The following is a 19,312-nucleotide window of genomic DNA, read 5'->3' as shown; positions in this document are numbered from 1 at the left end:
AATATCATTGTTAATAAATTTTTCGAAGTAGAGAGAAATAAGGTTTAAGACATATATAAGTAGTAGAAATGAACCTACAGCAGTTAAAATGAAATTTGAAATATACAGTAATTCAAGGTCTCCCCTTTATAGGGAGGAAACGTAAATGCACAGATATTCTTAAAAAGGAATCATAATAGGTAGATATTATGATAAGGGGTTGCAAACCAAATTTGCTCACCAGAGCCCATATCTTAGAAGACAAAATGAGAAAAAGCGATTGTATTGTCTCTTATTAGAAGAGATTCTAAACTAATTAAAATAAAAATATGACATAGATTTAAAAGTAAAATATTTGAGTTACTACTTATTTAAGGTAGTTTGCTTTTGAATAGTTCCTCAACTACTTTAGCTGCTAATTTAGGCTGCCTATCTCTGGTAAATATTCCTTTCCTATTAAGTATAGTTCTTCCTGGATTCTGTGGTGTTCTGAAGTCAGCAAAGTTCCATATGTGAAAGCCTATTACGTAGTCTTTCTCCTTTAATGCTTCTATATATCTTCTAATCATTTCAGCTTGATATTCCTCAGACCACATTTGAGGAGGATCGCTGTGAAGACCATATATTGCATCGGCACCAAATTCAGTTATTAATATTGGCTTCTCTGGAAACTTCTTATGAATTTCTTCTATCTCACTTACAACAACATTCACACCAGTATCAATATCCCCCCACTCAGTATACCATCCGTGATAATAGTTTAAGGATATCACGTCAACATATTCTAACGCTAAGTCTTGTACTGATCTATGCGAAGCAAAAGTTACTGGTCTAGAAGAATCCAAACTCTTGAAGAATTCTACTTCTTTCCTTATGAACTCTGCAACTTCACGCATATCACTTGGGGGTTCATTCATCACACTATACATTATTACCGAGGGCCTATTCTTATGTTGCCTTATCATATCACTTATCGTATCCTTTACTTTCTCGAAGTATTTTTCATCACTGAACATCTTAGCAATCTCATCACGACTCATTATCCTAGTGATATTAGAGTAGCATAATGGTGGTTCTAATATAACTAGGAATCCCATTTCATCGGCTATATCCAAATGCTCATTTGAATAGGGATAGTGGGAAGTTCTAAACGAGTTAGCTCCAATCTTTCTCATAAGGTAAAAATCCCTTACTAAAACTGCCCCATGCATAAATTTACCTAGCACTGGAAAATCCTCATGTCTTCCAAAGCCCTTTAAGAATACGGGCCTACCGTTCAAGTATATTTTTCCATTCTTTACCTCTACGTCTCTAAATCCTATACGTTCATAAACTGAGTCCTTTAGATTATTGTTAACATAAAGCTCAACTATGAGAGTATATAAATTGGGATTTTCTGGAGACCACGGTATTACATTACCTACATCTTTTTCATACACTTTTTTATTACTCTCCTCATCTAATAAAACCCTTCCCTCTTTATCAACTAACTTGAACCTTAGGTTAAACTTCTCGCTACATTCTGTTAAAACCTCTGCTCTTAACTGTCCGTTAGATTTAGTATGTATCGTAATATCTTCTATGTGACATTCGTCTGTGAACTCTATGTAAACTGGTCTATGGATACCCCCGTAATTAAAGAAGTCGAACGCCGCACTGTTTAGATTCTTAGCGGGAGGAAAATTATAAGGCGAAGGTGTATTATCTATCTTAACTACAATTTTATTAAATTCATTAAATTTAGGTTTAATAGGAAATTTAAACTGAGTAAATGATCCCTCATGAGTCCCTATATACTCTCCGTTTATCCAAACCTTTGTAATGTATCCCGCTCCATCAAATATTATCCAAGCTTTCTTATCCCCATAGTTATCACTAATAAATACGTCCTTTTGATACCACGCTATCCCAGAAAACTGATCCCATTTTGGATTTTGTTCATTCCACGATGCTGGTACATAAATAATATCTTCTGAGTTAAAACCCTTATGCCATTCATTCTTTTCCCCAACGTTTTGAACGTCTAACATGAATTTCCAAAAGCCTTGAAGATCTATTTTAGGTCTATAAAATGACTTCATGTAATCAAGAGATAAGAATAACGTAATTTAAGCTTTATTGGGTTTAACGCCCAATTTGTTTCTAGAATATTTTTCTACTACTCTATATTATCTTCATTCAGTTAGTGATCGGATACACAATTTATGTTTGTAGTACATCCCAACTCTTTTGAAAATTCAACAATTCCGTAAAGCACTAGTTTGTTCCAAAACTCGTAAATAGTAACGCTAAAGAATTAAATAGGCTAGATTTATATTACTACTCGGGGTAAACGTTGGAAAAGCCAAAACTAGTTTTGAAAGAGTTCGTTCAGCACAATGAAGTAGCGTTAGGTCACCATCAGTTTAGATCTCTTTACATAGGCTTTCATCCGATTTCTAGAAACATGATAGTTCATGATGGTCACGCAGCTAAAGTGTATTCTAATGGAGAAGTAATATATAGATATGAAAAGTTAGGAAGACCACCTAGAGTAGCAGGCGATACTCACGCAGCATTAACTTGGTCTAAGGACTTATTATTCATAGGCGGATGGCTGAAAGCACCGCCTGGAATGATAGAGGTATCACAATATGAGAGAATTTTAAAATATCAAGATATGAGGATGAAGTATAGTCACATTCATATGATCTATGATAACGATAAAGTAGAAGTTCTATGGAGTAGGAAGTGGGACGATAAAATCCCTCCAAACAATTGGTATGGCGAAGTTACTGACCTTCTTTACGACGATCACGAAGATGCAATATACTTCAGCAGAGCTGATGGACATGCTGAGTTAGGCTTATGGAAAGTGGGCGTATCCACTAGAGATGCGGAATTTCTAGTGAAAAATCGCACAGTATATAAAATGGAAATGAAGGACGATAAAATATACGCTACAATATTTAATCCAATACACACTGATGTTTCTTCAATAATGGTATATAATACGCTTAATGGTGAACATAAGTTCGTAGAGTCCTTTGATTTCCCATTGGAAAACAACAAGAAGATACAGATAAGGCGAGTTGGAGGGCAAATAGTGCAGATCCAAAACAAGTTAATTGCATTCTACGGTGGGGCGCTTATACACATCGACCCACAAAAGGACATATATAGGTTATATCCATTTCTAGATGTTCGCAACCCTGAATCGGAAAGACCTACTTACATTCCGGGCTTCAGAGCACAGAAAGTTTACATAATGGGTATTCCGGTTATATCGGCAAATCCTGCTGAGGACTTAAGGGATATGTCATCTAAGACCACATTCGGCTTGCTCCTTAGGATTGACCCAGTAGTACCTCAGATAATAACGGAAAGTGGAGCGATCTTCGGTATGGCTCATGATGGCGAACATCTATATGTTGGCTCTTCATACGCTAACCACACGGGAGTATACACTTATAGGGCAGGTGATGGTGGAATATTCGCAATACCAGTGAGCGAACTATTTAAGAAACCGTGGAATCCGATAAGGATATGGATTCACGATGGTTCGTATTCACCTACTGCAGGGATAGATGGCTGGTTTGGTGGTATTCCATTAAAAGGATTTACTGAGAAGAAGTTAAGAGTATACACTGCAAAGTCAACAAAGATGAGAATTGCCGAGTACTCATTGTTCTCCAAGGTTAGAGATGATACTATTTCACTAAACACTGGCTGGAATATAGTAGATTTAAGCAATTATTATGATATAGTGGCGTTTAAACTGGACGAGAATATAGATCAACTCCAAGCCGAAATAATTTTAGAATAAAAATTTTTAAAATTCAATCTCTTCATTTTCCCTTAAAGCAACTTCAACTCCATTTATTTTACCCTTAAACTCTCCATGATAAATCCTTATCCTTATCTTTCCATTGTTAATACCTAACAAACCCCAAGCTGTAGGAAGGAGTAGTATCCATTTCAAATTCTTCTGTTTGTCTATATTAACTTCATTATCCAGCATGTTTACCCTCATACCCTCAATTGCGTGAATGATATTTATAGCCACTAATGGTCTCATATATCTTGCACCCCATTCTAGGTGGTTCCAGAAGTTACCGGCCAATTCATACCTTTCATAAACATTCCTCAAAATCTTCTTTGCATATTCGTCGAAACCATCATAGAACATATGTGAAGCTAGATAATATTCTACTCCACTCCAAGGTGCCTTGGACTGTACTGAGAGTTTAACTCCCAATGGCGTAATCTCTTTGTTTGAGGACCCATTTCTAATGCCCTCTTCTTCGGTATAGTTATACTTAATTATTGAGGAGAATATAGATTTCCGCTTCTCGTAGTCTAAAAATTCTTGAAGACCCAACAACTGAACATACCAGTCGCCAGTTATTTGAGAGGCATTTAAGGAATCATCTCTCAGATTCGAAATAGGATCATACCAGTTTATATAATATTCGCCATTCCACAAGTACTTATTAGCCTTTTCTATTAACTCTTTTACCTCGTAATTTTGAGGGCTATTAAGTAGTTTTGATGCTTCATTTAATGCCTCTAGCGCAGTTATCCATAAAAAGGATACGAATGGAGAAAAGCCTAGCCATGACCAGTCGTCTAGTGTTTGCATTGATAATGCTAAAGTATGATAACCCAAAATCTTGTAAGCATCGTTAGCTTTTAACATGTTGTTCACATGTCTCATCCACTCAATTCCAGATGGTAATGTAAGATAAGGCAAACCATCTAAGGTCTGAGTTCTTATAATGCTTTCAATTGCGTTTTTAGCAACCTCATAAACACTCTTTAGAAAATCCCTATCACCAGTGTATCTGGCTATTAAATAATAGAGTAACACGAATTCCGGGTTGATATCTATCCTCTCGTAAGTGTCTACTGTTAATGAGTGACGAATATAGTGAGGCATTCTACCTTTGGGATCCTTACCAGTCTCCTTAACAATTCTCTTTATAGTTTCATATAATTTCTTTATATCAGTACTTATAGTTGGATCCTTCCTAACCTCTTCCTTATATTTATTTAGATTATCTGGAAACGCTAATGAAAATATAACGTACTCAGGGGTATCCTCCTTGAGAGCTCTGTTAGAGAGATCTTTTACAATATTCTTAGCTAGTTCCGGAAATAACAGCATCACTCCCGGTAATGCGTATAGTAGTACGTCGATTGTGTTTAATGCAGTGTTTTCTGGGCCATCAGTATAAGGATATTTTCCTATTTTCCTCTGGTCAGAAGTGTCAAAATACCCCTCCCATATTCCGAAGAAGTTATCTTTGGTTAACCAAGTACTTTTCACAAGTGTAGCTATTTGCGCTCCAATTAGATCAACAATCCATGACTCTACGCCTTCAGCATTATAAAATAAATCGTGGAATTGCGTAGTTTTCTCCTCTAGGTAGTTTAGTTTTTTAATAACGTAATCCATTACTTCTGCACAGCTATTGAAGAAGTTCTCGTAATAATGACCGACTCTTCTACCATCCTTAAGTATGAAGTTAGGGAAGAACCAAGTGATTATGAAAGTTAAATCGTTTCCCTTACCACTTACGATTCCTAGGTTATCTCCTTTTTTCTTCACTAAACTATTAGACCTATAATCGTCCCAGAAGTCGAATATTTGATTATATGCAGTAGCTGATGCGTCTTCTCCTATTACCTTAATGCATAGATTCCCTTGATATCTCGGATCATCAGATGTTGTTTCTCCCTTGAAGATTACCATGTCCTCCTTAACTTCTATTTGACCTTTCTCAAATGGATTATTAACTCCGAAGAAGAATCTTGTATTCTTCTTGCTACTAAATTTAAATATTGCTACTGGTAAGGAAGAGTTCTTTACGTCTAAGGGTATGAATGGTGAAAACGCCTTTAATTTAACTTCATTATCGTAGTCTAGGTAAGCAATTGGTGGTTCCCCTGTGAATTCTATTTCCCTTACCGGTCTTATCCAAGGTCTCGTATATGGATTTGCTCCAAAGTTGTAATCGTAGGCGTGGAGAATTCTAATCATTTTCCCCTCTTCATATGCAAAGAAGGAGTCGAATTCCGTTAAGAAATACTTATACCTGTCTTCATTTCTTTCCGCAATCCCACCATTGTTAAATATAGTCCATGAGTAAAGTCTACCATCTGCTCTTATTTCCATTGAGCCAGTACCTATTCCACCAAGAGGAATTCCAGAATCTAAGACATAAGAGTATTTGTATTTCACACATACCCTCTATGCTATCTAGTAAATAAGCTTTCCATGCTATTATTTGGTAAATAGAATGTTTGTTGGTACCGTCTAATGTTTTAGTGAAATTTTTACAATATAATTTGATAATTTAACTATATTATAAACGGGGTTTGGTCTTCATTAAAGTCCCGGAAAAACTGTTCATCCTTTTTCACTCCGTTAGTGGATAATCTATACATCTCTTTATTTCAACATTACCTCTTCGGGATATAAGTTCACATCTGGCAATGTAGCATTTATTATTAATGACTTTTCTTTCATTATAGTCCATGGTTGGTTCGAAACTGTTAACAATAACTATAGATATATTTTATTATTATTTAAGCATAAACTATGTGATAAAATGTTTCATGACGAGCTTTAATTTTCAAAAGGATCTAATTAGTAGTGAGGGAGACTAGATGAAAATAGAGTTAAAAACTTTAGGGAATTACAAAGCAATACTGGGTGAAGGTCCAGTTTACGACATTGAAAAAAACAGACTATTTTGGGTAGATATAGAAGGTAAGAAGGTAATAGTAAATGACCTCAACACTAATGAAGAGAAATATTACGATACGCCAGATCTAGTAACCTCTCTCTGCCTTATTGATTATAAGACAATAATAGTAACTTTACGTCATGGATTTTACACGCTAAACCTAATCACTGGAGAGATAATACCATACTTTGAATTGGAAAATGATGAAGAGAATAGATTCAATGATGGGAAGTGTGATATAATGGGTAGATACTGGGCTGGAACAATGAATCTAGACATAGAAAATCCAAAACCAACTGCCAGTCTATATAAATTAGAAGGTAAGAGATTGAGTAAAGTTTTAGATAAGCTTTATAGATCAAATGGACTTGGTTGGGATCCAGACAATAAATTATTTTATCTAATAGATACCCCACTTAGGAAAGTCTTTCAATTTGATTTCGATAAGGATAAAGGAGAGATCTATAACAAAAGGGTTATCATTGATTTTAAGAATGAACCGGGTAGACCAGATGGGATGACAGTTGATGAAGAAGGCTACTTATGGATAGCCCACTCTGCAGGAGGTAAAATCACTAGGTGGAATCCGAAGAATGGAGAAAAAGTATTTGAAATAAAACTTCCAGTACTTTACGTTTCTTCAGTCACTTTTGGTGGTCCAGAAATGAATCAATTATTTATAACTACTATGAGCAGGGGAGGTGAACCTCTTGCCGGAAGAATGTTTACTGTAAAGATAAATATCAAAGGATTACAGAGTTACAAATTTTTAACTTGAACAATTTATCCATAAAGATTATATACTTACGACAAGAGGGAAACTAGAATATGAAGGCAATAGTAGTAAAACCCCCAAACCCTGGGGTTGAAATTAAAGATGTGAAAATTGATGAGGATAAATTAAATACAGTCGGACTAGTTAAATTAAAGATTCTGGAAAATGGAATTTGCGGAACTGATAGAGAGATAGTAAGTGGTAAAAGAACAAACGTTAAACCCCCACCTGGTAAAGATGAGCTTATCCTAGGTCATGAAGCTATTGGTGTAGTAGAAGTTGGTGGTTATGGTTTGGAGGAAGGTGAACTAGTTATGCCTATAAATAAGAGGGGGTGCGGAAAATGTCTAAACTGTTTAGTTGGCAGACCAGACTTCTGCGAAACTGGAGAAGGTTTAGTTGCTGGTACTAAAGGATTAGACGGATTTATGAGAGAATACATGTATGATGATCCCAAATACTTAGTAAAAATTCCCCCAGAAATAAAGGACATAGCTATTTTAGCTCAACCCTTAGCTGATATAGAAAAATCAGTTGAGTCAGTACTCACAACACAAAAGAGAGTCCCAATATGGACATGCGATGATGGGACCCTAAACTGTAGAAAAGCGTTAATAGTTGGCACAGGACCAACCGGTATCTTATTTTCACTAGTTCTGAGAACATACGGATTTCAAGTATGGATAGCAAATCGTAGAGAGTTATTAGATAATGAGAAAGATATACTTGAGGAGCCTCGAATTCTCTTTTATAATTCGGCTAGTGGATATGAGAAGTTAGCCAAAGATGTAGGTAAATTCGACCTAATAATTGATACTACAGGAGCTTCTGCGTCAATAATACAACAGTTAGTTCCCTTACTCCAAATTAATGGAGTATTAGGTCTTTTTGGCTTCCCTAGGTATGACACCTTCTCTTTAGACTATAAAACCGTGCAGGATTTTGTGATAAACAATAGAGTCATAATAGGCCTAGATAATGGTCAAAAACCACACTTTCAACAAGCGCTTATTCATCTAGCATCATGGAAATCATTATGGCCGAAGACTACTAGCAAGATGATAACAAAAATCATTAGTATAAATGATGAAAGGGAAGTTATAAGTAGCCTTAGAGATAAACTTCCGGGAGAAATAAAAGTTAAAATAAAATGGGGATAAATTAATAAAATAAAAAATTATTATTTTTCTTATTTCATCTTCTTCTTAGGCCTAGTATAACTGCGACTATTACTATAACTATTATAACAACAGCTATTATAGCGTACAATGCAGTATTGGATGACGAACTAACAGTAGTAGTTACAGTAGCTGTAGTAGTACTCACAGATGTGGAAACACTAGTAGTAGTTGAAACACTCGTAGTAGTTACAGTACTAGTTGTAGTAGACGTAGTAGTACTTGTAGTAGTAGACGTGCTTGTAGTAGTACTAGTTGTAGTTGTAGTTTGATATACGAATGGATCATTAGAAGTATACCAGCTTGAGGGAACTTGTGAAGTGTAATACCACCAAGGCTCTGGAACAGACTGATTAACCAAATGCAAAGCCAAAACTACCGGTAAAGGTGTTACTCCAGTACTTTCCCATGGTGGACCAGGCCAGTAATAGTTTTGCGCAGTTGGCCAGCCAGTAACAGTATTATTAACATACTCATACCAGTTAGCACCATAGACCGGACCAAACGCTGGCATGTATTTTAGCCATAATAATGCCATGTCGTTTATTAGTTTGTTCTCTACTTCTGGGTTGGTCAAGTTGCCCCATGCGTAATATACTAACATGTTTGCTGGTGGTGAAGAAGGTGCTAGTCTGGTTGTTAAGTTAAACCTCTCCATGTTGTAGTAAGTTGTATTTCCTATTGGCGTAACGTTACCCGGGGAATTCCACCAATTCCACAAATATCCTTGAAAATAGAATATTGGAGCAGGACCAGTTATCAGGTCCCATATCATTCCCATCCAGTAGTTTCCAGTTTGCATGTAGTTGTACCATGTGGAGAATGGTGGTGTTTGTACTTGTACAGTTATACCTATTTGTTTCAAGTCTTGGGCTATTATTGCTAGGTCTGCATCCCAGTCTGTCCATCCAGCTGGAGCCATGATCGTCATGGTTGGTACTGGTGTACCATTTGGCGCTATCAATTGCCCATTAACGAGTTTGTACCCGTGAGATTCAAGTAGCTGTAAAGCAGCAGTTACATTACCTTGAGGTGGCGCCATAGACTCAGCCATTTGTAAAACAGTGGAATTCAGAACATTCAACATTTGCTCTGGTAAGGGTAATGGAGTAGAAGTCGGAGGCTCGTACCCATATTCACCTAAATAGTATACTGCTGTTCTATTGATAGCCATGTATATTGCTTGTCTCAAAACTGGGTCAGTCAAAGGCCACCTCATATTATTAAATAAAACCATTTGTGGGGAGCTTGGAGCGAAATAATAATGATAGTGTGCTGGATCTTTAGCTACGAATTCTTGTTGAATATTGGGTTCAAAAAGTCCAGCCCACGTTATTTGTCCGTTATTTAGTGCAGTATCAGCTGGGACATTGCTTGCATATGCTGGGAATAAGATGTATTTTATTCTTGGTTCTCCTGGCATCCAGTAGTGTGGGTTAGCTACTAGTACTATTTGCTGTGGGCTGTAACTATATAGCATATATGGTCCGGTACCTATTGGGTTAGGGTTTGGCCAAGTGAAGGGATTCCCGGTTTTATTTAATGCAATAAATGTTCCATTTGGTAATTGCTCTATTGGGAATAGTTTACCCCACTGTACTGGATCAACAATCCACTGTGCTAAAACAGTATACAAAATTATGGGTGTTTGTCCAGGTTTGAATACTATTTCCAATTCGTATGGGTTTATTATTGTCATATTAGCAACATCTCCAGCTAATTGCCCTAGTTGTGGATATGCTTGTTCTAATCCTATAGTGTACCACACTGCTGTCGCATTAAATGGCGTACCATCTGTGAAGTAAACGTCATGCCTCAAGTACAATATTAATGCTAGTGTTTGCACTTTTCCGCTTGAAGTGTTAACATAACCAGTAGTCCACGTCCAATTAGTAGCCAACCAAGGAATAATCTCGCCATTTAGTGGATTAGCTAATGCAAGAGGTTCATAAATAAGCCATAATCCCATATATGCTGGATTGTTTGGGTCGTTCCATGGGTTAAAGTTATCTTGCCATGTTCCTACGGGCGAAGCTACGACTACCATACTTCCTTCAGGTTGCACTGATGTTTGTTGCCCTATTATTGGGGTTGCGAACACTCCTATACTTATTAACATTAAGATAGATATTAGAGTAGAAATTACCTTATACTTTTTCATATCTATCACTTTATCAATTTGTAATAATTCTTGGGAGGTATATAAAGCTTTCTTAACAGCTAAAATCACAATTTCCTTGCAATCTAATCTGTGATACAATCTATTAATCGATTTCAAAGTAATTATCGACTAAACCTAAGAATATTGAAAAATAAAAAATATACTATTCTATTCTTTTATAGGGATCTGGTACTGCTTCTATCAATAGCCTTGTATATTCGTGTTTTGGGTGAGAAATAATAGTTTCCACATCGCCCTCTTCTACTATCCTTCCATTCTTAACTACATATACCCTATCAGCCACATATCCAATGGTAGCAATATCGTGAGTAATATACATAATTGATATCCCTTTCTCGTCTCTTAACCGCTTAAATAAGTCAAGTAGAGATGCCCTTATTGAAGCATCTACGTTTGACACTGGCTCATCAGCAATCAACACTTTAGGATTTAGCGCCAATACTCTAGCTAAGTAGACTCTTTGTCTTTGACCTCCGGAGAGTTGGAATGGATACTTATTAAGAAAGTCTTCTGGAGGAGTTAGTGCGACCTCTCTCAGTAACTCTTTTACTCTCTCTTCAATATCGCCTTTATATTTGTATATCTTTAATGGCCTTTCTATATGCCATTTAACTGTGTGAGCTGGGTCTAGTGAGGAATAGGGATCTTGAAAAACTAGTTGAACATCTGCTCTATACTGTTTCAGTTGTTTTTTATTTGCTTTGGTAATATCTAGATTCATGGGAGTATAAATTATTGAACCTTTTGTAGGTTTCAATAACCCCACTATCATCCAAGCTATTACTGTCTTACCTCCACCGCTTCCTCCAACCATTCCCACTATCTCATTCCTTCTTATATCCATATTCACATCCCATATACCCGGTCTGTGCTCTTTCCTAAAAACGCCCTTTCTAACTATGAAGTCTTTGTATACATGTCTTAGCTGAATAAGACTATAACTCATAAGCTTTTTTCACCTCATTTCTCCATTCCGGATATCTGATGCACTTATAAAATCCAAACTTATCATATGCTACGGTTTGAGGTGGAGCTTCTTTGCATGAACTAGTGACGAAGGGACATCTCGAAGAAAAGACACAGCCCTTAGGGTATCTTATAAAACCTTCAAAATCTCCCGGAATTCTAGGTATTTTCTTCCCTCTAGATCTAACTGTAGGTACGCTACTAAGTAAAAGGTAAGTGTAGGGATGATACGCTTCCTCTAACAACGTATTATACTTACCGTATTCCACTATTTGCCCACCGTACATTACAGCTATGTAATCTGATATTTGGAATAGCATTGCTATGTCATGACTTATAATTACCAGTGTTAGATCCTTCTCCTTTTGTATCTTCTTTAATAATTTGAGGATTTCATATTGCACTACCACATCCAAACCAGTAGTAGGTTCATCCATTATAATTATTTTTGGATTTAATAGGAGTGAAATCGCGATTACAACCCTCTGTTTCATACCGCCAGATAACTGAAAAGGATACATATCTAATACTTGCCTATCAGTTAACCCTACCTCTTCCAATGCATTATATACAACGTTAATGTTAGCATAGTAGTCCATTCCTTTAGCTTTTAAGATATCTGTAAAAGTTTCTTTAACCTTTCTAATCGGGTTAAGCGAGTTTTGAGCGGCTTGAGGAACGTAAGATATTAAGCTTCCTCTTATTTTATTTAGCTCGTCTTTAGACATTGAGAGAATATCGTATTTGTCATCTACAATTATACTACCCCTCTCTACGTATAATGGGGGTTTATAAATCCCATTATTGTTGTTGCGAGAGTGGACTTTCCAGAACCTGATTCTCCTGCTATCCCTGTTATCTTCCTTTCTGGAATGTCAATACTTACATTTCTTAGGACTTTTATTATACCATAGTCCGATAAGTAACCTACATTTAAGTCTTTTACAGATATTGAAACTTCACTCATCTACTCACCACCTCCTCTTTCTCTTTTGCCTTTTCTATCTTCTTCATATACTTCTTTACGTCCCATATTCTTAGCCTTGGATTAGCTACTCTATCAATTCCTATATTTATTAGAGCAAATGAAAACGCTACTAAACCAATCATAAGTCCAGGAGGAATGTACCACCACCATAGTCCTCTTAAATAGGCCTCTCCTCCTAAAGACCAATAAAGCATAGTCCCCCAGTTAACCTGTGTCAGACTACCCAATCCGAAATAATAAATAAACGTAAAGCCAGTTATGCCGTAAATCGCAGTAAAGAAGAAGTTTGACGCTATGAACGGTAGATTATTAGGTATTATTTGATTGAAAATTACACTTAACTTAGACTCCCCAATAAGCTCAGAAGACAATATATATTCTCTTCTTCTTAATGATAACACTAAAGACCTCATAACCCTTGATCCCCACGCCCAACCTGTTGATGAAAGAGCGAATAAAATTACCGTGTAGCCTAATTTAAATTGTATTGCCCCCAGATATGCACCTATTAATTCGATAATCAAAATACCGGGTATTATTAAGAAAATTTGTGTTATTGCACTTAATATTCTATCAATCGTTGTCTCAGCATACAACCCAGAAGTTACTCCTATGAGGATAGCTATTAGCGTACCTATTAATCCAACAGCTAGACCTACTCCAATTACTGGAAATCCCCCCACTAAAAGTTGAGAGAAGATGTCATGACCATAGTCATCTGTGCCTAAAAGATGTTGAGGCGAGGGTGGTAGATCCCTAGGAAAGTTAGTCGCACTAGGATTATATGGAGTATAGAATACACCTATTATGGAAAATACTATTATTCCTAAAAGTATATAAAATCCCACCCTTGCTACTCTTTGTTCCCACACACCTCTTATTAGATTATAAACTGGACCGTACTTATCTATTTTTAAATTAAAAGTACTTAACTTTCTACTAGCCATCTTACATACCCTCGGTCTCCTCTTGACTAGTCCTAGGATCTATCATTGTATAGATTATGTCAGCTACGAAATTACTCAGTACCATTGCAGTAACTAGCATAAAAAATATTCCACTTAACAATGGGTAATCCAAACCGGTAATGGCTTGATTAAAGAAATAACCTAAACCTGCATAGTTAAATAAATACTCTATCACTACAGCTCCTAATACGGAGTACCCTAACGATATCGCAAAACTGGTAAAGTTAGGTAGTAATGCCAACCTATAGGCCTTACTTGCAATCACTCTCTCTGATACTCCCATTAGCCTATAGTAATTCATATAATCCTCTTGTAAAATAGGTATCATATTATTCCTCATCCCCATTATCCAACCCGCCAAAGAGAAGAGGACTAAGGTTAACGTGGGTAATATTGCATGATATATTACGGACCATACAAAGGGCAAACTTAAAGTTGGTTTCAAAAATTGAAAGGTATTATACTGTCCTCCTGAAGGGAATATGTGAAAGTTAACTGCTAATACTTCTATAAGAATCTCTCCGGTAACAAAAACCGGAAACGTATATAAAAACATGGTGACAGCTAGTATTGCATAGTCGCCTATTTTACCTCTAGACAAAGCTGCTGCCCTGCCTAGCAAATTACCTATAAAGAAAGAAGCAACGATAGCGGGTATTACTATTCCAAATGTCCAAGGGGCCGCCTCAGTTATAATCGTGCTAACAGATACTGGGAATTCAGATAACGAAGGGCCAAAATTAAGTGTGACTACTTCTTTTAAATAATTAAAATATTGAATATAAAGAGGTTGTTGATATTGAGCTAAACCCATTTGCTGAACAAGAATTTGAATCTCTTGTTGAATGTCTTGTCCATAATTGGCTCCTGCACCACCAATCCTACCATATATTATACTTGCAAGTGCACTGCCAGGTATTAATCTAGGAAGTACGAAATCAATTGAAATTCCAACAAACCATACTATGATGTAGTATATACCCCTTTTGATCAAGAAATCGCGTCTCACTATATCCCCACTATTAAACTCTTTTCACGAGGGGGTATATAAATATTATACGTAAAAGTTTTAACTACTAAAACAGTTCAATATCTTAAAAAAAATTAGCCATTACATTAACGGAACGATAAGGGATATGCAGTACTATGTCCTATAAAATTTCAAAGATGAGTTTTGGCTTAATTAGCTTTTCCCCTTACCTTCCTTGTATATCCCTAAATAATAAACTATTAATCGATGAGACTAAGCTTTTATATCATGTGTTCCTCTTAATTTTGCTGATTTTTTGCTTTCCATAAGATCATTTTCACCTTAGTATGAAACCATACTCGTTGTGAAGACTATTTATTTTCATACCTCACTCTTTATTCATGCAAAAGAGATTTGGTATAGCCGTTGTAGGCTTAGGTTCAATAGGTAAAACTCACGTAAAAGTATTAAAGGAGTTAGAAAAGGAAACAGAATTAGTAAAACTTGTTGCAGTAGTGGATCAAGTTAAGGGAATTGCAGAGAAAATAGGAAGTGATTACGGTATAACGTATTATACCACCATAGATGATGCGTTAAGAAACCCAGATGTTGATCTCATTACCATAGCAACACCCTCTTATTTACACGCACCTCAAGCTATTTTAGCGATGGAATATGGAAAACATGTAATAGTCGAAAAGCCAATGGCTACTACCCTAGCTGGAGCTAAGGAAATGATAAGTAGAGCTGAGAGAAACGGAGTTAAACTAGGAGTTATATTCCAAGAAAGATACGCTCCGGACATTAGGAGGTTAAAGAACGAAATCTTGAAGGAGCTTGGTAGAATATATCTGGTTGAGTCGGAATTGAAATGGTATCGTGATATGAAGGGATATTATAAAAGAGATGAGATAGCTAGAAGTTGGAGAGGGATGTGGAATACTGAGGGAGGGGGAGTTATGACAAATCAAGGCATACACACTATCGATTTAATGATATGGTTAAATGGAGATGTAGAGGAGGTATCTGGATTTGTTGACAATTTGACTCATGAAGAAATTGAAGTTGAGGATACCGCAGTTGCCATTATAAGATATAAGAACGGTGCACTAGGCACAATTTCTCAAACTGTCTCCATGAAACCTACTACTCACCAGTATAGAAAGATTAGGATACATGGAAATAACGGGTTTGTGGAAATACTTGACGATAAATTGTCAACAGTGACAATTGAGGATAAGGTTGAGGAGTCTAAGGTGAGCATTGAGCATAAAAAGGAAACAATCACTCAACCAGGTAATTTGCATAAGGAGTTGTTTAGAGATTTCCTAAGGGCTTTATCGCAAGATAAGGATTTTCCGATAAGTGGAAAGGAGGGCATGAAAAGCTTAGAGGTGATAAAAGCTGTTTACCTTTCCTCAGTTAACAAACAAGTGATGAAACTGCCCTTAGATTTTAGGATTGTAGTATAATCTTTTTTATTATTCATAATGATTATCTGATTAAAATTAAGAACTTCTCTCATAACTTTCTTTATTTTTTAAAACTATTCTATATCTCAAAAAAGTTGAACAGTGACTACTACTCTTTAATAATTTTTTGGTTAACAAGTTAAAGCTAAATTTAAATATCAAATACGTGTTCCTCTAACTTATGAAACTCGGAATTCAAAGTTATTCACTTAGAAAATTAACTTATGATAATGCTTTAAAGGTAATCTCTAGTTTGGGAATATCCTACGTTGAGGCGTTTCCAAGACACTTACCTCCCTCTTCTAATAGTATTGAGGATATAATCAATTTACATAAAGAAAACGGAGTCAAAGTTATCGCCCATGGGGTTAATCATTTAAAAAGAGACGAAAAAGAGCTAAGAAGCATTTTCGACTTCGCAAACAAGGGTGAAATTGAGGTAATAACTGCGGATCCAGATGAGGATTCCCTTAACTTAATAAGCGACCTAGCTAAGGAATACGATATTAAAGTTGCGATACATAATCATGGTCCCACCCATAGATGGGGATCTTATAAGAGGATTTACGAGTTCACAAAAAGTTTAGATCGTAGAGTAGGAATGTGCCTTGATCTAGCTCACTTATTTAGATATGGTGAGAATCCAATTGAGGCAATAACCACGTTAAGGGAAAGAATTCACGACATTCACGTTAAAGATGTAAATTATAAGGGAGAGGACGTGATTGTGGGTAGTGGGGTTTTGGATGTGAAGGGGGTTATAAGTAAGGTAAAAGAATTAAATTTGGATATTCCGCTGATGATAGAATACGAGCCAGATTCCGAAAACCCAATTCCGGGCATAGTTAAGTCCTTAGATTACGTGAAAAAATTACTCTAAGGTAATCTTTCCCTTAACTTTTTGATTAATCCTAGCAACGTAAGTATTCTGCATAATCTTCTCTACTTGAATTGCCTTACCATCGTCAAATGTTATCTCGCTCACTGGTTTCTCTGATATGAAAGTTAGCTTAGAAATATAAACCTCCTTTGAAAACCTAATTTCACTACTTGAGGAGATAATTTCAACTTTATCATAACGTTTGAACGAGGTCTCACCGTAAACTATTAGCTCGTCATTTTCTAGTGGGATTATTGAACCTTCTCTTAAGTAAATTGGCAAATCATGAGTAGACTTAACAACACTCTTACCTTGTATTATCTCACCATTCCAGTAATTATACCACTTACCTCTAGGTAATGTTACTAACCTACTCTCCTCCTTGCTTATAATTGGAGCATAAAGTAGATACTTACCAACCATATACTCGTCTTCAATTTTATACATGTCATCGTCATCTTGGAACTCATAAAATAGGGGTCTAACAATAGGATGTCCCTTTTCACTAGCCTCTAACGCTAAGGAGTAAATATAGGGTAAGAACTTATACCTCAACTCTACGATTTCCTTTATTTTCTTTTTATGGTACTCTGGCAGGAAAACTGGTTCTGTGTCTATACCATCAGTAGCCTTATGTGACCTATAGAAGGGGAAGAACAGAGCAAGACTATAATACCTTACTAACAAGTCTAAAGAGTTGTCAATTTCCGCAAAATTCCTGCCTTGAAATCCACCTATATCACAGCCAACAAAAGGTACACCAGAAATCGATAAGCCGAGAACTAATTGTAGTTGAAGCTTCAAATCATCCCATGAAGGGGTATTATCACCAGTCCAGATAAATGCGTATCTTTGTATTCCAGCATAACCTGCTCTACTTAAAATAAATATCTCGTTCCTACCACTCTTCCTAAATCCCTCGAACGTTGCCATAGCCTCATATAAAGGATAAGCGTTTCTAACTTTTTCATGTTTAACTCTTTTTCCCCTCAAGTAGTGAATTACGTTATCTGGAAAGGTGGTTATAAGTCTATCATCTCTAAACTGTACGGGTAGTGACGATAAAATATCTCTTATCTCAATAGCCCTAGAGAAGTCTGTTGGTTCATTCATGTCTAGCCAAATACCATCAACTCCTTGTGATAACCATTCGGAAATTAACCTCGCCCACCATTCTCTAGTATCTTCCCTAAAGAAGTCAGGATAAACAGTAGTTCCAGGCCACATTTTACCTACAAATATTTCACCGTTATCAATCTCACAGAATTTTCCTATCCCGGAAAGAAATGGTGAATAGTTCTGATCAACCCTTATTCCGTGGTCAACTATTGTAATTAACTTAACGTTTCTCCTATGTAACTCATCTATCATCTTTTTAGGTTCTGGGAACCTATTAGGATGCCACGTAAATAATTTGTAAGAATCCATGTAGTGAATGTCTAAGAATACTCCAGCTACTCTAAAACCCTCCTTTTGCATTAAATTAACTATCTCAACAACCTTATCTTGGGGGTAGTAAGAATAACGTGATATCATATAACCTAAAGCCCACATAGGAGGTAGGAGAGGTCTCCCTGTTAGTTCCGTGTACCTTTCAATAACGTCCTCGATTCTTGGCCCCTCAATTACATAAAACTCCACTGAGTCCTCTGGAATTGTCACGATTATCTTGTCATATTCCTCAAGTCCTATATCGAAAATTACCTTAGAAGCCGAGTTGAAGAAGTAGCCAGTCGCAGTCCCATCCTTCACTGATATAAAGAAGGGTATACTAACGTAAAGTGGATCTTGATATTTCTTATAAGCACCAGCGTCAACGTTGTACATTACATACCTTTTCCTCTTTCTATCTAATTCAAATGCCTTCTCGCCCAATCCTACAATGTGCTCTTTCAAATCTAATGATTTCTCGATAATAACCTTGTTATCTTGTTTAATAACTGTTAGACCCAACTCTGATAAGGATTTATTTGATGTTACCTTTTGCTCAAATTGGAATTCAATTGGAGGAAATGGTTCTCCAATAACTACTTTGTAAACGCCGTATCCCTCGTAAATCCTTATTACTTCCATCCTTCGTCAACGTATGCATTTCTCTTCAAAATATAAAGCTTTCTTCCACTGGTGTATCTAGCACATAAATTGTCATCCCATTTTAGGATTACGCAATAACTAACTACGTTACTTTTAAAATAGTGATACACAATTTAGAGACATTTTTAA

12 protein-coding genes and 1 pseudogene are annotated in these 19,312 nt (G+C 36.3%); 5 read left to right on the top strand and 8 right to left on the bottom strand.

Going from position 1 to position 19,312, the window contains the following annotated elements:
* Positions 1 to 350: 350 nt before the first annotated feature.
* Entirely contained in the window at positions 351 to 2,060 is a 1,710-nt protein-coding gene (locus tag GFS03_RS12495) for a glycoside hydrolase family 2 TIM barrel-domain containing protein (RefSeq protein WP_153424388.1), read from the bottom strand.
* A gap of 254 nt (positions 2,061 to 2,314) precedes the next feature.
* Here GFS03_RS12495 and GFS03_RS12490 point away from each other — a divergent pair, with 254 nt between their 5' ends.
* Positions 2,315 to 3,784 carry a DUF2139 domain-containing protein gene (locus GFS03_RS12490; RefSeq protein WP_181443761.1) on the top strand — a complete coding sequence of 490 codons (1,470 nt, stop codon included), beginning with the start codon at positions 2,315 to 2,317 and terminating at the stop codon, positions 3,782 to 3,784.
* Positions 3,785 to 3,790: 6 nt separating this feature from the next.
* Here GFS03_RS12490 and GFS03_RS12485 read toward each other — a convergent pair whose 3' ends face one another.
* Entirely contained in the window at positions 3,791 to 6,202 is a 2,412-nt protein-coding gene (locus GFS03_RS12485; protein ID WP_153424387.1) for a GH116 family glycosyl hydrolase, read from the bottom strand.
* A 428-nt stretch (positions 6,203 to 6,630) separates the two neighbouring features.
* On the opposite strand from GFS03_RS12485, the gene GFS03_RS12480 reads away from it, so the two are divergent.
* Both GFS03_RS12480 and GFS03_RS12475 read left to right on the top strand, forming a co-directional pair.
* Positions 6,631 to 7,488 carry an SMP-30/gluconolactonase/LRE family protein gene (locus GFS03_RS12480; RefSeq protein ID WP_153424386.1) on the top strand — a complete coding sequence of 286 codons (858 nt, stop codon included), beginning with the start codon at positions 6,631 to 6,633 and terminating at the stop codon, positions 7,486 to 7,488.
* A gap of 50 nt (positions 7,489 to 7,538) precedes the next feature.
* Positions 7,539 to 8,645, top strand: a complete 1,107-nt coding sequence (locus GFS03_RS12475; RefSeq protein WP_153424385.1) for a glucose 1-dehydrogenase — start codon at positions 7,539 to 7,541, stop codon at positions 8,643 to 8,645.
* Positions 8,646 to 8,679: 34 nt separating this feature from the next.
* Here GFS03_RS12475 and GFS03_RS12470 read toward each other — a convergent pair whose 3' ends face one another.
* The 5 genes and pseudogenes from GFS03_RS12470 to GFS03_RS12450 all read right to left on the bottom strand — a co-directional run bounded on the left by GFS03_RS12470 (position 8,680) and on the right by GFS03_RS12450 (position 14,776).
* Complete coding sequence (locus GFS03_RS12470) at positions 8,680 to 10,824, bottom strand: ABC transporter substrate-binding protein (RefSeq protein WP_153424384.1); 2,145 nt, start codon at positions 10,822 to 10,824, stop codon at positions 8,680 to 8,682.
* A gap of 163 nt (positions 10,825 to 10,987) precedes the next feature.
* Positions 10,988 to 11,791, bottom strand: a complete 804-nt coding sequence (locus GFS03_RS12465; RefSeq protein ID WP_153424383.1) for an ABC transporter ATP-binding protein — start codon at positions 11,789 to 11,791, stop codon at positions 10,988 to 10,990.
* Positions 11,781 to 12,778, bottom strand: a pseudogene (locus tag GFS03_RS13690) (ABC transporter ATP-binding protein). The gene GFS03_RS12465 and the pseudogene GFS03_RS13690 overlap by 11 nt, the downstream one beginning before the upstream one ends.
* The gene (locus GFS03_RS12455) at positions 12,775 to 13,746 is read right to left on the bottom strand and encodes an ABC transporter permease (RefSeq protein WP_153424382.1); all 972 of its coding nucleotides are present in this window, start codon (positions 13,744 to 13,746) and stop codon (positions 12,775 to 12,777) included. Before GFS03_RS12455 ends, GFS03_RS13690 begins: the two are co-directional and overlap by 4 nt.
* A 1-nt stretch (position 13,747) precedes the next feature.
* A complete protein-coding gene (locus GFS03_RS12450; RefSeq protein ID WP_153424381.1) occupies positions 13,748 to 14,776 on the bottom strand; it encodes an ABC transporter permease in 1,029 nt (342 codons plus the stop codon).
* A 362-nt stretch (positions 14,777 to 15,138) separates the two neighbouring features.
* Between GFS03_RS12450 and GFS03_RS12445 the strand changes: the two genes are divergently transcribed.
* Together GFS03_RS12445 and GFS03_RS12440 are read left to right on the top strand one after the other, a co-directional pair.
* Positions 15,139 to 16,209 carry a Gfo/Idh/MocA family protein gene (locus GFS03_RS12445; protein ID WP_153424380.1) on the top strand — a complete coding sequence of 357 codons (1,071 nt, stop codon included), beginning with the start codon at positions 15,139 to 15,141 and terminating at the stop codon, positions 16,207 to 16,209.
* A gap of 181 nt (positions 16,210 to 16,390) precedes the next feature.
* Positions 16,391 to 17,089, top strand: a complete 699-nt coding sequence (locus GFS03_RS12440) for a sugar phosphate isomerase/epimerase family protein (RefSeq protein ID WP_153424379.1) — start codon at positions 16,391 to 16,393, stop codon at positions 17,087 to 17,089.
* On the opposite strand, the gene malA is transcribed toward GFS03_RS12440, so the two are convergent.
* Positions 17,081 to 19,162, bottom strand: coding sequence for an alpha-glucosidase MalA (gene malA / locus GFS03_RS12435; protein WP_153424378.1), 2,082 nt, complete (start codon positions 19,160 to 19,162; stop codon positions 17,081 to 17,083). The two genes, GFS03_RS12440 and malA, sit on opposite strands and share 9 nt — an antisense overlap.
* Positions 19,163 to 19,312: the final 150 nt, after the last annotated feature.

Origin of the sequence: Sulfolobus sp. E5-1-F (assembly GCF_009601705.1) — an archaeon.
GTDB lineage: Archaea > Thermoproteota > Thermoprotei_A > Sulfolobales > Sulfolobaceae > Saccharolobus.
The sequence above is the reverse complement of the archived record's forward strand: the minus strand, read 5'-3'. Positions and strand labels throughout refer to the sequence as shown.